15 protein-coding genes are annotated in these 14567 nt (G+C 69.5%); 9 read left to right on the top strand and 6 right to left on the bottom strand.

Translation table 11 applies throughout. From position 1 onward, the window contains the following. Positions 1 to 29 precede the first annotated feature (29 nt). Together AB8M85_RS07335 and AB8M85_RS07330 are read right to left on the bottom strand one after the other, a co-directional pair. Positions 30 to 584 (bottom strand): DinB family protein, encoded by a 555-nt coding sequence (locus tag AB8M85_RS07335; RefSeq protein ID WP_372698118.1) that lies wholly within the window; start codon positions 582 to 584, stop codon positions 30 to 32. After that, positions 581 to 985, bottom strand: coding sequence for a hypothetical protein (locus AB8M85_RS07330; protein WP_372698117.1), 405 nt, complete (start codon positions 983 to 985; stop codon positions 581 to 583). The genes AB8M85_RS07335 and AB8M85_RS07330 overlap by 4 nt, the downstream gene beginning before the upstream one ends. 44 nt (positions 986 to 1029) lie before the next feature. Here AB8M85_RS07330 and purN point away from each other — a divergent pair, with 44 nt between their 5' ends. Then, complete coding sequence (gene purN, locus AB8M85_RS07325; protein WP_372698116.1) at positions 1030 to 1599, top strand: phosphoribosylglycinamide formyltransferase; 570 nt, start codon at positions 1030 to 1032, stop codon at positions 1597 to 1599. Positions 1600 to 1671: 72 nt separating this feature from the next. On the opposite strand, the gene AB8M85_RS07320 is transcribed toward purN, so the two are convergent. From AB8M85_RS07320 to AB8M85_RS07310, 3 genes are all read right to left on the bottom strand, one after another. Then, positions 1672 to 1908, bottom strand: coding sequence for a hypothetical protein (locus AB8M85_RS07320; protein WP_372698115.1), 237 nt, complete (start codon positions 1906 to 1908; stop codon positions 1672 to 1674). Beyond that, entirely contained in the window at positions 1905 to 3251 is a 1347-nt protein-coding gene (locus AB8M85_RS07315) for a S8 family serine peptidase (RefSeq protein ID WP_372698114.1), read from the bottom strand. The genes AB8M85_RS07320 and AB8M85_RS07315 overlap by 4 nt, the downstream gene beginning before the upstream one ends. Positions 3252 to 3368: 117 nt before the next feature. Beyond that, complete coding sequence (locus AB8M85_RS07310) at positions 3369 to 4718, bottom strand: MFS transporter (protein WP_372698113.1); 1350 nt, start codon at positions 4716 to 4718, stop codon at positions 3369 to 3371. A 215-nt stretch (positions 4719 to 4933) separates the two neighbouring features. Between AB8M85_RS07310 and AB8M85_RS07305 the strand changes: the two genes are divergently transcribed. The 4 genes from AB8M85_RS07305 to AB8M85_RS07290 all read left to right on the top strand — a co-directional run bounded on the left by AB8M85_RS07305 (position 4934) and on the right by AB8M85_RS07290 (position 9230). Continuing rightward, complete coding sequence (locus AB8M85_RS07305) at positions 4934 to 6205, top strand: Nramp family divalent metal transporter (RefSeq protein ID WP_372698112.1); 1272 nt, start codon at positions 4934 to 4936, stop codon at positions 6203 to 6205. A 192-nt stretch (positions 6206 to 6397) separates the two neighbouring features. Continuing rightward, positions 6398 to 7060: a DUF4303 domain-containing protein gene (locus AB8M85_RS07300; protein WP_372698111.1), complete on the top strand. Its 663-nt coding sequence runs from the start codon at positions 6398 to 6400 to the stop codon at positions 7058 to 7060. Between the two features lie 61 nt (positions 7061 to 7121). After that, positions 7122 to 8789, top strand: a complete 1668-nt coding sequence (gene purH, locus AB8M85_RS07295) for a bifunctional phosphoribosylaminoimidazolecarboxamide formyltransferase/IMP cyclohydrolase (protein ID WP_372698110.1) — start codon at positions 7122 to 7124, stop codon at positions 8787 to 8789. 177 nt (positions 8790 to 8966) lie between these two features. Next, positions 8967 to 9230, top strand: a complete 264-nt coding sequence (locus tag AB8M85_RS07290) for a hypothetical protein (protein WP_372698109.1) — start codon at positions 8967 to 8969, stop codon at positions 9228 to 9230. A gap of 6 nt (positions 9231 to 9236) precedes the next feature. On the opposite strand, the gene AB8M85_RS07285 is transcribed toward AB8M85_RS07290, so the two are convergent. After that, positions 9237 to 10172, bottom strand: coding sequence for an N-acetylglucosamine kinase (locus tag AB8M85_RS07285; protein ID WP_372698108.1), 936 nt, complete (start codon positions 10170 to 10172; stop codon positions 9237 to 9239). A 217-nt stretch (positions 10173 to 10389) separates the two neighbouring features. On the opposite strand from AB8M85_RS07285, the gene AB8M85_RS07280 reads away from it, so the two are divergent. The 4 genes from AB8M85_RS07280 to AB8M85_RS07265 all read left to right on the top strand — a co-directional run bounded on the left by AB8M85_RS07280 (position 10390) and on the right by AB8M85_RS07265 (position 14549). Continuing rightward, entirely contained in the window at positions 10390 to 10962 is a 573-nt protein-coding gene (locus AB8M85_RS07280) for a DUF6318 family protein (RefSeq protein ID WP_372698107.1), read from the top strand. Between the two features lie 184 nt (positions 10963 to 11146). Then, positions 11147 to 13372: an NADP-dependent isocitrate dehydrogenase gene (locus AB8M85_RS07275; RefSeq protein WP_372698106.1), complete on the top strand. Its 2226-nt coding sequence runs from the start codon at positions 11147 to 11149 to the stop codon at positions 13370 to 13372. 139 nt (positions 13373 to 13511) lie between these two features. Continuing rightward, positions 13512 to 13862, top strand: a complete 351-nt coding sequence (locus AB8M85_RS07270; protein WP_372698105.1) for a VOC family protein — start codon at positions 13512 to 13514, stop codon at positions 13860 to 13862. Positions 13863 to 13973: 111 nt separating this feature from the next. Continuing rightward, entirely contained in the window at positions 13974 to 14549 is a 576-nt protein-coding gene (locus AB8M85_RS07265; RefSeq protein ID WP_372698104.1) for a GNAT family N-acetyltransferase, read from the top strand. Positions 14550 to 14567 lie beyond the last annotated feature (18 nt).

Raw genomic sequence — 14567 nt, 5'->3', positions numbered from 1 at the left:
GACCAGGTGGGGTCCGGCCCGGGGCCGGCTCAGGCCCCGACGTCGTGCAGGTGGTGGGCGATGTCGTGCCAGGCATAGCGGCCCAGCGTCTGGACCGTGAAGGCGGCCCCGTTGCCGCGCATCCCCTGCCGGTGCAGGTCGCGCTTGAGCACCGCATCGAGGGCGTCGGCCAGGCCGCGGCCCGCCGCCGCGAGCTGGGTCGCCACCACGCGCGGTGACTGGCCGGCATAGTCGTCCTCCACCGCGGTGGCGTCCTGGTCCCAGTCCGGGAAGGTCGGCTCGTCCTCCTGGTGCATCAGATCCAGCCGGTAGTGCATCACCTTGAACACATCGCGCACATGGGCCGCATACTCCAGCGGGCTCCACACGCGCGGATCGGGCCGGAGGGCCACGTCCTCGCGTTGCAGCACGGCGGCCCAGCGCGGCAGCGACGCCCGGATGGCCGACGCGATGTCCTGCGGGCTCATCGCCGTGGCGTCCGTGCCGCATTCCGCGCAGGCCCGGTCGAGCGTCCAGGTCCAGTCCTTGGTGTCGGGAACCGGCTGCGCGCCGTGCTGGTCGGGGCCGGGCTGGTCGAGGCTCATGATCCGATGACTCCTTGGAAGGTGGAGAGCTTCTGCTCGTAGTCGTGCTTGCATTGCGCCTGGGAGCGCGCGGTCACGGTGTCGGCCAGGCACTGCTCGTATTCGGCGGTCGGCTGGTAGAAGACGACCTGCGTCGAGGTCGAGAGGGTGAACAGCAGGCACGCCAGCGTGGCCAGCGGGATGGTGACCCGCAGGACCCCGGGCAGCTTGCGGCGGATGACCTTCACCGAGGCGATGACCCCGCAGACCACACCGGCCATCCCGAAGACGACGGAGGCGATCTTCCAGGGCAGGGCCACGGAGGAGAAGAGGTAGGCCAGCAGCACCAGCAGCACGACGGCGCGGATCCAACCGACCACGGAGGCCATCCGGGCTGCGGCGTCTTCTTCGGGTGCGGGCATGTCATTAGCCTAGTCGCGCCGGTCCCGGCGCCTAAACTGGCTGGATGCGCATCGTCGTCCTCGTCTCCGGAACCGGTTCCAACCTCCAGGCCGTCATCGACGCCGTCGCCTCCGGGGGACTCGATGTCGAGATCGCCGCCGTCGGAGCCGACCGACCCGGAACCGGCGGGGTCGCGCGGGCCGCGGCCGCCGGGATCGAGACCTTCGAGGTCCCCTTCCGCGACTACGCCGACCGCGGCGACTGGAACCATGCCCTGACGCTGGCCTGCCGCTTCTATCAGCCGGACTTCGTGGTCTCCTCGGGCTTCATGCGGATCGTTGGCGAGGAGTTCATCGACGCCTTCGAGGGCACCTACATCAACACCCACCCCGCGCTGCTGCCCGCCTTCCCCGGCGCCCACGGCGTACGCGACGCCCTGGCCTACGGGGTGAAGGTCGCGGGGTGCACCGTCCACATCGCCGACGCCGGCGTGGACACCGGCCCCATCCTGGCCCAGCGGGCCGTCGAGGTGCTCGATGGCGACACGGAGGAGTCCCTGCACGAGCGGATCAAGGTCGCCGAGCGCGCCCTGCTGATCGAGACATTGGCCGGGCTCGCCGCCGCGGCTCGCTGACAGGGCACGACGGCGGGACCCGGCAGGGCGGTCCCACCACCTTCCCCGGTGGCGGCACCCAGCCCGCCGGGGCTATTGCAGCCCGGAGTCCGGATCCGGCAGCTGGTAGACCTGTTGGACGTCGACCGAGGCGACCCCGTCCAGCGCCTGCAGCGATGCCCGCTGGTCGCCGTCGGCGGTACCGGTGACGATGGCCAGGGCCTCCAGAACCCGCTCGACCGTCATGCCCGCAGCGCGCAGCCGCTCGGCGACCTCCCCGGCCCGGCCCGCATAGGCCTCGGAGACGGTGACGGTGATCCGCTCGATCATGCCGGCGCGCCGCCCTCGTCCGGGGGAGCAGGCCGGCGTTCCCCGCCTTCGCCCGGGTCCGGGTCGGTCGGGGTGGCCTGCGGCGCGCGGACCAGGCCCGCGCCGACATCGGCCGAGGCGGCATCGAGGCGTTGGCATCCCTGCACCAGCTCGGCCCATAGCTCCCGTCCCCGCAGGCCGGTGGTGGCGGCCAGCAGGGCAGCGACGCCCGCCGCGTGCGGGGTGGCCATGCTCGTGCCGCTGATCGTGCTGTAGCGCTGGGGCATCGGCCAGGACGAATAGACGTCCACACCGGGGCCGGCCACATCCACCTGCCCGCCCTCGTTCGCCCCGGAACGGGCTGAGAAATCGGCGATGTCCAGACGCTGGTCCACGGCCCCGACCGCCATGATGTAGGGGCTGTTCGCCGGGGTGCCGACGAACCCCGGGTTACCCGCCGAACGCTCGGCGTTGTTCCCGGCCGCCGCAATGATCAGCGTTCCCCGGGCCAGGGCACGCTTGCCAGCGGCCACATAGGGCGGATGGACCTCGGCGACATCGGCGCCGAGCGACATCGACACGACGGCGCATCCCTGGGAGATGGCCCAGTCGATCCCGGCCAGGATGCCGGCGTCGTCGCCGGACCCTGAGGAGCCGAGGACCTTGCCGGCATAGATGTCCGCCGCCGCGGCCACACCGAAACCGCGGCCGGAATCCACCTGCCGCGGTCCACAGGAGGTGCCGATGCAGTGGGTGCCGTGGCCGTGGCCGTCCTGGGCGTCCTCGCCGTCGACGAACGACTCCGTGACCACGGTCCGGTCGGCAAAATCCGGGTGCCCGATGTCGAAGCCGGTATCGAGCACCGCGACCTTGATGCCTTCGCCGAGCGCGGGGCTGGTGTCGGCGCCGACGGCCTGCAGGCCCCAGGTGAAGTCGTCGGTATCGGCGAAGGCCGGGGCAGGTGCTTGCGCATCGGCGTCGGTTCCACCGCCGCCAGTGCCGGCGCCCGCATCGGAACGGTGCCGTCCGGGCGAGCCGGCGTCCAGGACGTGGTGGACCAGTTCGGGGTAGATCTCGACGCCGCGGCGTTGATCGACGGACCGGGACCGCAGCGTTTCGAGCTGGGCGTCCTCGGCGGAGAGGACGGCGATACCCAACTCGGCGAAATACAGGCCCTGGGCACGGTGCGCCGCCTCGGCCCGGGTGGAAGGGGAGGCCGGTCCGGCCAGGTCTCGGGTGTCGGCCACCTCCGTCAGCCCGCAGTCCGCCAGCAGGCCAGCGGGGTCGGAGTCGTCCTCGGCGAAGACCGCGATGTAGCGGCCGGTGCGCTCGGGGTTTCCGTGGGGAAGTCCTGGATCCAACATAATGCGGCCTCCATTCTCAGTGCCCGGGACCGACCCCGGTCACGGCCAGTGTAACGGCGGGCCACGGCCGGGGGAATGGCGCCCGGGAAGCGATGGGCTTCCGCGGTGGGCGGCAGGTCAGCGCAGGACGGCCCCGCGGGTTTCCGGTGCCCGCAGGCCCATCCACGCCACCGCGAGCAGGACCAGGGCACCGGCGGCCAGGAATGCGTTGGCCAGTCCGAACACGGGCCAGAGCCAGGCGAAGACCAGCGGGCCGAACCCGGCTCCGAGCCGGCTGAAGGTCGAGGCCCAGCCGAAGCCGGAGCCGCGCAATTCGGTCGGGTAGAGCTCCGAAATGTAGGCGTAAAGGACGGGGATCGCGACCTGGATGACGAATCCGAACACCAGCAACCAGGCCACCGCGATGCGCGGCTGCGACAGGGACAGGGCCACCAGCACCAACACGACGGCGGCCAGCGGCGCGCTGATCCCCAACAACCACTTGCGGCCCACCCGCTCGACGAGCAGCGCTGCGACCGCCACACCAGCCAGGCCGACCGCAGCCATTCCGGCGGTGCTGAACAGGGCGGAGGACCCGGCCATGCCGGCATCGAGCAGGATCGACGGCATCCAGGTCAGGGCCAGGTAGTAGACCAGCAGCACGGTCAGGAACAGCGCCCAGGCAATGGAGGTGATCTGCCAGTTGTAGGCCCAGACACGGCGCAACTGGTCGAACCACGAACCGGCCGAGAGGGTGGGAACGTGCGTGGTTTCGGGCAGCGTGTACGGTTCCTCGGGCGCGCCTGTGCGCCGGACCAGGTCGTCGATGACGACCGAGGCCTCGCGTCGGCGTCCGGCCTGGACCAGGAAGAGCGGCGATTCGGGGACCGAACGGCGGATCCAGAAGACCAGCAGGGCCGGCAGGACCATGACCAGCAGGATCAGCCGCCAGTTTCCGGTGCCGGCCTGGATGAGCGCCGAAACGAAGAAGGCAGCCGCAGCCCCCACCGGCCACCACCCGTCCATGGCCGTGAGGACCCGGCCGCGTTGCCGGGCCGGGGTGAACTCGCCGACCAGCGCATAATCCACCGGGATGCATCCGCCCAGGCCCACCCCGGCCAGGAAGCGGCACGCGGCGAAGAAGACGAAGTTCGGGGACAGGGCCCCGGCGACCGTGAACAGCGAGAAGACCAGCAGGGTCCAGGTGAAGGCGCGGCGGCGGCCGATCCGGTCGGCAATGGTTCCCCACAGGAAGGCACCCAGCGCCATCCCGATCAGGTTCGCGGTGCCCAGCCAGGCCGCCGTCGTGCGTTCGAGCCCCCATTCCTGCATGACCAGGGGGATGAGGGCGCCGTTAAGCGTGACGTCCCAGGCGTCGAACATGAAACCGAGCCCGCCGATGATGAAGATCCTGCCCTGGACACCCCACCTCCAAGGCAGGTCTTGGACGATCTCGTCCCCGGAGCGCAGGGTGCGGTACTCGTTCATGGCGCAGTGGTCCTCTGGGGTCTTCGAGCCGGACGATGGCGGGGAGGCAGGTGCGGCCGCGTGCTGCAGGGCCAGCCCCGGTCCCAGATGAGCCGCCGGCCCCATGGGCCGGGAGGACATGAATGCCGGTGGCGCGTGGCCAAGGACTACCATGGGTGGCGATCACCACACATCTGACGCGCATTCGGTGCGCGCCTGAAGGGACACCACACATCATGGCAGAGGAAACCAGGCAGAGCGGCATTGAGCTCGAGCCTCCCAAGAAATGGAAAATCATCGGCCCCGGCCTGGTCGTTGCGGCCACCGGCGTCGGTGCGGCGGACATGGTCTCGACCCTGGTCGCCGGCTCGAAGTTCGGGTACGCGCTGCTCTGGGCGCTCGTCATCGGCGTCATCCTGAAGATCGTGCTCGTCGAGGGCGCCGGTCGGTATTCGCTGGCCTCGGGCAAGACCATCTTCGAGGGGTGGCGGACCCTGGGCCGCTGGCCCGTCTGGTACTTCGGCCCCTACATCATCATCTGGGGCTTCCTCTACGGCGCCTCGGCCATGGCCTCCACGGCCCTGCCACTGGGTGCGCTGTTCCCGGATGTCCCGCGCTGGATCTTCGCCGTCGGCACCGGGCTGGCGGGCTTCCTGCTGGTCTGGTTCAACCGGTACTCCGTGTTCGAGAAGATCACCGCCGTGCTCGTGGGCCTGATGTTCATCACGATCGTGGGCTTGGCCATCATCGCGGTGCCCGACTTCCCGGCCATGCTGGCCGGTCTCGTCCCGCGCCTGCCGCACGGATCCGTCCTCTACACCCTGGCCCTGGCCGGCGGCGTCGGCGGCACGATCACCCTGGCGGCCTACGGCTACTGGCTGCGCGAGAAGGGCTGGGTCAAGCCCGGCTGGATGCGCGTGATGCGCATCGACAACACGATGGCGTACGTGATGACTGGCATCTTCGTGATCTCCATGATGATCGTCGGCGCCGAGGTCGTTGCCGCAGCAGGTGTCACCCTGGATGCCGGTTCCAAGGGCCTGATCGACCTGAGCGACGTGCTCAAGGAAAAGTACGGCACCTTCATCGGCAACGCATTCCTCGTCGGCTTCTTCGCCGCGGCCTTCTCCTCCGTCATCGGCGTGTGGAACGGCGTCTCGCTGATGTTCGCGGACTTCTGGGGCAACATCCGCGGCAAGGGCTCGAACCACCCGGATTCCCAGGCCCACGGCAAGTACTTCCGCTTCTACATCCTGTGGCTGACGTTCCCGCCGATGCTGCTGCTCCTGCTCGGCAAGCCGATCGCGCTGGTCCTGGCCTACGGCGTCCTCGGTTCGCTGTTCATGCCGTTCCTGGCCATCACCCTGCTGCCGCTGCTGAACACCCACCGGGTGCCGAAGGAATGGCGCAATCGCTGGCACACCAACACGGCCCTGGTCATCACCGCGGTGCTGTTCATCTGGCTCGGGATCTACCAGCTGGTCACCACCATCCTGGAGAACATCTGATCCCCAGGCGTTTCGACGGGCGTCGGACGGACCCGCAAGCGGTCCGCTCCGGCGCCCGTCGCCATTCCCGCCGCCACTCCGGACCGGGGCCTTATCAGCGGCGCCGGACGGAGGTAGGCTCTGGTCATGGGAGTGGATTGGACGGCTTTGGAAGAGGCAATCCGGCGATCGGCATTGCGGCAGGCTCGGGACGTGATCGAGCATCATCCCGACCATGTGTTCTATGCGGTGGCCTTCGACGGGGTGTCCACCGAACCGAGTGGGCGGGTCGAACTGCCCGTCCTGGCCCTGAACTCCGAGCAGGCGCTCGTCCGGGACCGCGGTCCCGTGGAGGAAGCCGACCACGTCGTCGACGAACCCGTGGAATACCAGGAAGACGGCGAGGGGCCGGACCCGCTGAACCTCGGCAACGACGATGACGATGACCGGGACGACGACGATCAGCCCGACGAAGAATCAGACGACGATGACGATGACGGCTTCGACGTCGACGGGGAACTGCAGCGCCTGGAAGAAGAGGGACAGGCCACGGAAACCGACTCCAGCTACTATTCCGCGCGCTGGAACCCGCCGGATTGGCACTGGTGCTCCATGGAGCTCTTCGACGAATCCGCAGCGGAGCTCTGGAGCCAGGCGCTGACCCGCGTGGCCGAAACGGCGGGATGGGAACCAACCATCCGCCGCTACTACGAAGTCCTGCTCTCGGTGATCGCGAGCCTGCGCGCGGAATTGGCCGAAGGGCCGAACGCCGACATCGTCGCCTTCGTCTCCGACGACGACCACGCCGACGCCCTGTTGCGGCGCTGCCTGACGCCCGAACAGCTCTCGCGTCATTTCCCCGACCTCGTCTCCTGAAGGGCTCCGGCAGACCGGTAGAGTTGGGGTGACCCCACCCCGAGATTCCAGGGAGTTCCTTGTGAGCCAAACCGTCCTTGATCGCGTCCCCCTTCGCCGAGCACTCATTTCCGTCTACGACAAGACCGGGCTCGAGGACCTGGCACAGGGCCTGCATGCCGCGGGCGTCTCCATCGTCTCGACGGGTTCGACGGCGTCGAAGATCGCTGCGGCGGGCATCCCGGTAACCGAGGTCTCCGAAGTGACGGGCTTCCAGGAATGCCTCGACGGGCGCGTCAAGACCCTGCACCCCCGCGTGCACGCCGGCATCCTGGCCGACCGCCGCCTCCCGGAGCATGTGCAGCAGCTCGCCGACCTGGGCATCGAGCCCTTTGACCTGGTCGTGGTCAACCTCTACCCGTTCGTGGACACGGTGAAGTCAGGGGCCGGCCAGGACGAGGTGGTCGAGCAGATCGACATTGGCGGGCCTTCGATGGTCCGTGCCGCCGCGAAGAACCACCCGTCGGTCGCCGTCGTGGTGGATCCTGCGTCCTACGGGGACGTCATCGGGGCCGCCCAGTCCGGCGGCTTCGACCTGAAGACCCGCCGCCGACTGGCGTCGCTGGCCTTCGCGCACACCGCCGCCTACGACAACGCCGTCGCCAGCTGGACCGCCGCGCAGTTCGGCGACGAGGAGGCGCCCGCCAAGTTCCCGCCCTACGCCGGGGTGGCCCTCGAACGTGCCGAGACGCTGCGCTATGGGGAGAACCCGCACCAGCCAGCCGCCCTGTATGTCGACGCCTCGGCACCGGCCGGCATCGCCCAGGCCGAACAACTGCACGGCAAGGCGATGAGCTACAACAACTACACCGACGCCGATGCCGCCCTGCGCGCCGCGTTCGACTTCACCGACCCCGCAGTCGCCGTGGTCAAGCACGCCAACCCGTGCGGCGTCGCCGTGGCCACCACCGGAGCTGAGGACCCGATCGCCGACGCGCACCGCAAGGCGCACGCCTGCGACCCGGTCTCCGCCTACGGCGGGGTCATCGCTGCCAACCGCACCGTCACCGCGGGCATGGCCGAGACGATCCGCTCGATCTTCACCGAGGTCGTCATCGCCCCGGGCTTCGAACCCGCCGCCCTGGAGATCCTCACGGCCAAGAAGAACATCCGCCTGCTGCAGCTGCCGGCCGGCTATGAACGCGACGGCGTCGAGTACAAGCAGATCTCCGGCGGCATGCTCCTGCAGGCCTCCGACCGGGTCGACGCCGACGGCGACGACCCGTCCAACTGGACGCTGGCTGCCGGGGACGCCGCCGATGAGGCGACGTTGGCGGATCTGGTCTTCGCCTGGCGCGCCATCCGGGCCGCGAAGTCCAACGCCATCCTGCTGGCCCGCGACGGTGCCACGGTGGGCGTGGGCATGGGCCAGGTCAACCGCGTGGATTCCTGCCGCCTGGCCGTGGAGCGTGCCAACACGCTCGGGGTGGCCGTCGAGTCCGACGTCGACGCCGCCGGGGGAGCCTCCGGTGCAGCAGCCGGGGCCTCCTCGCCCGAACGCGCCCGCGGCGCCGTCGCGTCCTCGGACGCGTTCTTCCCCTTCTCAGACGGACTGCAGATCCTCATCGACGCCGGCGTGAAGGCCGTCGTCCACCCCGGGGGCTCCATCCGCGACGAGGAGGTCGTCGCCGCCGCGCAGGACGCAGGCATCACGATGTACTTCACCGGAGCGCGGCACTTCTTCCACTAGAAGACGGGCAGCGACGCCTCCGTACCAGCGCGGCGATGGCCGGTTCCCCGGTGAGGGGAGCCGGCCATCGCCGCGTGGAGGGCCGAACACGATCGGGAAGATCATCTGCACGGGCGATGCCCGTCGACGTCCGGGGCGCCTATGGTGGGAAGACCATGTCCATCAAGGGGGGAGCCGGTGAACACCATGACCGTCCAGTTACTTGCCGCGGCCGAAACCGCGGGTCAGGACCGAGGCAACCTCCTGGTGGGGCTGGTGATCGGCATCGTGGCCGTCATCGGCGCCATCTGCTGGCTCGCCTACCGGTACCGCGTGGCGCGCCGTCCGGCGCCCTCGCGCTCCGAGCACGAAACGCTGCGCGAGGTCCATGGCCAACGCCCGGAGCAGAAGGCCGTCCAGGACGAGACAGACGTGAAATACCTCAGACGCAGCGGGTTCTAGCGGGGCCTACGCCCGGGCCGTCAGCACCTGGTGTGCCAGGGCCGAATCAGGATCCAACCACGGGAGCATGGCGGCGCCCTCGAGGGAGGTGGCCAACGGCTCGCGGACCTCGAGGTGGGGCCATTCCGCGGCCAACCGCGCGGTGAGCTGGGAGCGGATCCGGTCCCCCCGCAGCACGCCACCCAGGAAGCAGACTGCCGGGGCCTCCGCCTGGTCCTCGCCCACCCGGCGCAGGCCGGTGGCCACGGCCAGGGCGAGCTCCTCGGCGGCGGCGTCGCAGATGCCCCGGGCCACCTCGTCCGTCTCCGCCAGCCGGGCGACGTGCGCTGCGTAGGAGGCGGTGCGGCGGATGCGGTCAGGGTCGCGTTGCAGGTCGACATAGGCCTGGGAGAGGTCGGGGAAGTCGGCCCCCACAACGTCGGTCAGAGCCGTGGCGGGCCCCCGCCCGTCGAACGCGCGCATGACAGCGACGAGGGCCTCGCGGCCCAGCCAGTAGCCGCTGCCTGCATCGCCCATGATGTAGCCCCACCCATCGATGCGCACCACCTCGGCGGCACCCACGGCCAGGGTCACCGAGCCGGTGCCGGCCGCGACCACTGCGCCGCGCGAGTCACCCAGGGCTCCCAGGTAGGAACTAACCGAATCGTGGACCAGACGCACGGTCGAGGTGCCGAAGCCCGCAGTGGCCGCGAGCAGTGCCGGGGCCAGGCCCTCCCCGTCGGTCAGGCCAGACAAACCCGCCGAAACGGTGGAGAAGGCCAGGCCCGAAGCCGCCCGGGCCTGGCCAACGACGTCGGCGATCTGCGGGGCCAGCGGCCGGTGGGTGAGGATCCCGCGGGATTCGTAGACCGGCAGGCCGTCCCAGACGGACCCGTCCGCACGGCGCACCTGGGCGCGGATGCCCGTCTGCCCGCCATCGATTGCCAGTGCTGCCTCGGGCATGTCGCCGTCCTCCTGTTGGTGCGCAGGACGCCGCTCCGGCGCCTGCAACATCATACCGGCAGCCGGAGGGGCTGTGAGGTTGCACACGTGGCGACCCTGCCGCCCGCGGAATGTGGGCAGCGGCACATTTGATGGCCTGGGGCAACGGGTAGGGTGGCGGTGACCGGCACCACGTCCGTCACCCGTACGACCATCACGACCCACTGGAGCAGCCATCATGAAGTTCCCCCGCGCCCTCGGCACCGGCATCGCCGTCGCGGCCGCCGCCCTGACCCTGGCCGGATGCGCCGCCGACGAGCCCGCCGCCGACGCCTCCTCCTCGTCCGCCACGGCCGTCCAGGCCCCGCCGACCAACGCCCAGATGAAGGCCGAGGGTGCCGACGGCCTCTCCGCCACCACCTACTACTACTACGAAGCCGTCAGCTACGCCCAGCAGACCGGCAAGACCGAGCAGATGCTCGCCGTCACCGACGACTGCGCCCAGTGCACCGAGACCGCCGACGCCATCGCCAAGGTCTACGCCGACGGCGGCAGCATCGAGGGCGGCCAGCCCAAGCCCCAGGACGTCGCCCCCGTGGGCGCGGTCGACGAACAGGGCGAACTGAGCGCCGTCGTCCCGTTCATGCAGGACGCCCAGAAGACCCTCGACGCGGACGGCAAGGTCGTGGACGAGACCGAGTGGGACGCCGACGGGACCACCTACACGGTCACCGGACGCTACGCCGACGGGCAGTGGAAGCTCACCTCGCTCAAGGAGACCCCCGACGCGAAGGCACCCGACGCCGGGTAGCCCTCTGGGGACCGGTTTCCCCGGGCACGACGCCGGGTGCCCGCGCCTTCCGTGGCGCGGTCACCGGCGTCGTCGCATCCGGCCGTGGAATATGGGCCGGAGGGGCCTCTCGGGTAAGTTGGAGTCGTTGAGATCATCACGTTGATCTCCCCACACCGTTGACCTTCAGGGAGATGCCCCGCCCATGGCAAAGATTATCTACACCCACACCGACGAAGCCCCGATGCTGGCCACCTACTCCTTCCTGCCCGTCGTGGAGGCCTTCGCCTCGACCGCCGGCGTGGACGTCGAGACCCGCGACATCTCGCTCGCCGGCCGCATCATCGCCGTCTTCGGTGACTTCCTGACCGAGGACCAGCGCCAGCCGGACGCGCTGGCCGAACTCGGCGCCCTGGCCAAGACGCCCGAGGCGAACATCATCAAGCTGCCGAACATCAGCGCCTCCATCCCGCAGCTCAAGGCGGCCATCGCAGAACTGCAGTCCCAGGGCTACGCCCTGCCGGACTACCCGGACAACCCCTCCTCCGACGAGGAGACCGACATCCGCTCTCGCTACGACCGCATCAAGGGGTCCGCCGTGAACCCCGTCCTGCGCGAGGGCAACTCCGACCGCCGCGCGCCGCTGTCGGTGAAGAACTACGCCCGCCAGAACCCCCACACCATGGGCGCCTGGACCGCCGACTCCAAGACCAACGTGGCCACCATGGACGGCGGCGACTTCCGCTCCAATGAGAAGTCCGTCGTCATGGCCGACGACGACCAGCTCGAGATCCGCTTCACCGCCGAGGACGGCACCGTCAAGGTCCTGAAGAAGGCCTTCCCCGTCCTGAAGGGCGAGGTCATCGACGGCACGTTCATGTCCGCCGCCAAGCTGGACGCGTTCCTGGCCGCCCAGGTCGCCCGTGCCCAGGACGAGGGCGTGCTCTTCTCCGCCCACCTGAAGGCCACCATGATGAAGGTCTCGGACCCCATCATCTTCGGGCATGTCGTCAAGGCCTTCTTCCCCGACCTCTTCGCCACCTACGGCGACGACCTCGAGGCCGCCGGACTGAGCGCCAACAACGGACTGGCTGCCATCCTCGGCGGGCTCGACGAGCTCTCCGACTCCGTGCGCGACGGCGTGAAGTCCGCCATCGAGAAGGGCCTCGGCGAGGGCCCGGCCCTCGCGATGGTCGACTCGGACAAGGGCATCACCAACCTGCACGTGCCCTCGGATGTCATCGTCGACGCCTCCATGCCGGCCATGATCCGCACCTCCGGGCACATGTGGGGCGCCGACGGCGGCGAGCACGACACCCTGGCCGTGCTGCCGGACAGCTCCTACGCCGGTGTCTACCAGGCGGTCATCGAGGACTGCCGCGCCCACGGCGCCTACGACCCGACCACCATGGGCACCGTTCCCAACGTCGGGCTGATGGCCCAGGCCGCCGAGGAATACGGCAGCCACGACAAGACCTTCGAGATCGCCGCGGCCGGCACCGTCCAGGTCGTCAACTCGGCCGGCGAGGTGCTCATCGAGCACAACGTCGAGCAGGGCGACATCTGGCGTGCCTGCCAGACCAAGGACATCCCGATCCGCGACTGGGTCAAGCTGGCCGTCACCCGCTCCCGGGCTTCGCAGACCCCGGCGGTGTTCTGGCTCGACGAGACCCGTGCCCACGACCGGAACCTGATCGCCAAGGTCAACGAGTACCTCGGCGACCACGACACCGAGGGCCTGGTCATCAAGATCATGTCCCCGATGGAGGCCACCGCCTACACCCTCGAGCGCATCCGCCGCGGCGAGGACACCATCTCGGTGACCGGCAACGTGCTGCGTGACTACCTCACCGACCTGTTCCCGATCCTGGAGCTGGGCACCAGCGCCAAGATGCTCTCCGTGGTCCCGCTGATCAACGGCGGCGGCCTGTTCGAGACCGGTGCCGGCGGCTCCGCCCCGAAGCACGTCCAGCAGTTGGTCAAGGAAAACCACCTGCGCTGGGATTCGCTTGGCGAGTTCCTGGCCCTGGCCGTGAGCTTCGAGCACCTGGCCACCTCCACGTCCAACGCCCGTGCCCAGGTGCTGGCCGACACACTGGATGCGGCCACCGGCACGTTCCTGCTGGAAAACAAGTCGCCCAAGCGCAAGGTCGGGGAGATCGACAACCGCGGCAGCCACTTCTACCTGGCCATGTATTGGGCCCAGGAGCTGGCCAAGCAGGAGCAGGACGCCGAACTGGCCGCCTCCTTCGCGGAGATCGCGAAGGACTTCGCCACGAACGAGGACGCCATCAACGCCGAACTGCTCGGCGTGCAGGGCTCCCCGGTGGAGCTGGGCGGCTACTACCGTCCCTCCGACGAGGCGGCCACGAAGGCCATGCGTCCGTCCGCCACGCTGAACCGCGTGCTGGACACCCTGTCCCGGAAGTAGGGCGGTCGCCGGGATAGCCGGCTGACACGGCACGACGACGGCGCGTCGCCCGGTGGTTCCCACCGGGCGACGCGCCGTTTACCGCGCAGGGTGTCCGTTGCTCTATTCCTGGAGACGGTGGCACCCCTAGATTGGGCACATGACACTGAAATTGGGCATGGTCACCGTCGACACCACCGACGCCGTCGCGCTGGCCGGCTGGTGGGCCGAGCAGACCGGGGCGGCGATCACGCAGGAAAATGACGGCTGGTTCGTGGTGCTCGAAGGCGGAGGGCTGCCGGTGATGCTCTCCTTCCAGAAGGTCGACCACCCGACCGCCGGAAAGAACCGGATCCACCTCGATCTCGGAGCGGACGACCTCGACGCCGAAGTCGACCGCCTGCTCGCTGCCGGGGCCACCCTCATCGGGCGACGGGGTGACGAGGCGTTCCGTTGGGTCACCCTCGCGGACCCCCAGGGGAACGAGTTCGACGTGGCCCAGCAGGACTGAGCGGGCCGGACCACCGCGTCAGCCGGATGCCAGCGTGGGGGCAGCGGCACTCCCGGGTATGCCCATGACGCCGAAACGAATTCGACGCGGCCCAGCACTAGACTCTTCCCCATGACTTTGACATGGGGCCAGACGCAACCCAGCCTGAAGATCGCGACACGGGCCGGCGAACGGCTGGTGCTGCGTCCGTGGAACCAGCACGACGCCGACGCCGTCTACCGTGCGTGCCAGGATCCGGAGATCGTGCGATGGACGCGGGTACCCCACCCCTACACCCGGGAACATGCGCTGTCCTATTCGACAGCGTCGGAAACCAGCTGGCAGGAACACACCGGTGCCGCCTACGCAGTCGCCGACGAAGCCACCGACGGTGTCCTTGCCGCCTGCGGTCTGGTGGACGTCAACGAGGAGGACTGCGTAGTTGAAGTGGGCTATTGGGTGGCACCCTGGGCCCGCGGTCGGGGCGTCGCCACCGCGGGCACCCGGGCGTTGTCCGGATGGGCGCTGCGCGACCTGGGAGCCCAACGCGTCAGCCTTGAAGCGGCCGTCGGAAACCTCGGGTCCCAACGGGTGGCGCTCAACGCGGGCTTCACTCGCGAAGGCGTCCAACGCTCCAAGGCCGAGCGTTTCGGGGAACGCCACGACATGGTGCTGTTCTCCTTGTTGCCCGGCGAAGCGCAGACCTGAGCCGACCGCGTACGATCG

This window comes from Arthrobacter sp. JSM 101049, assembly GCF_041679245.1.
Classification (GTDB): Bacteria; Actinomycetota; Actinomycetes; order Actinomycetales; family Micrococcaceae; genus Arthrobacter_H.
Note: the sequence above shows the minus strand (reverse complement) of the source record. Positions and strands in the feature narration are given on the sequence as shown.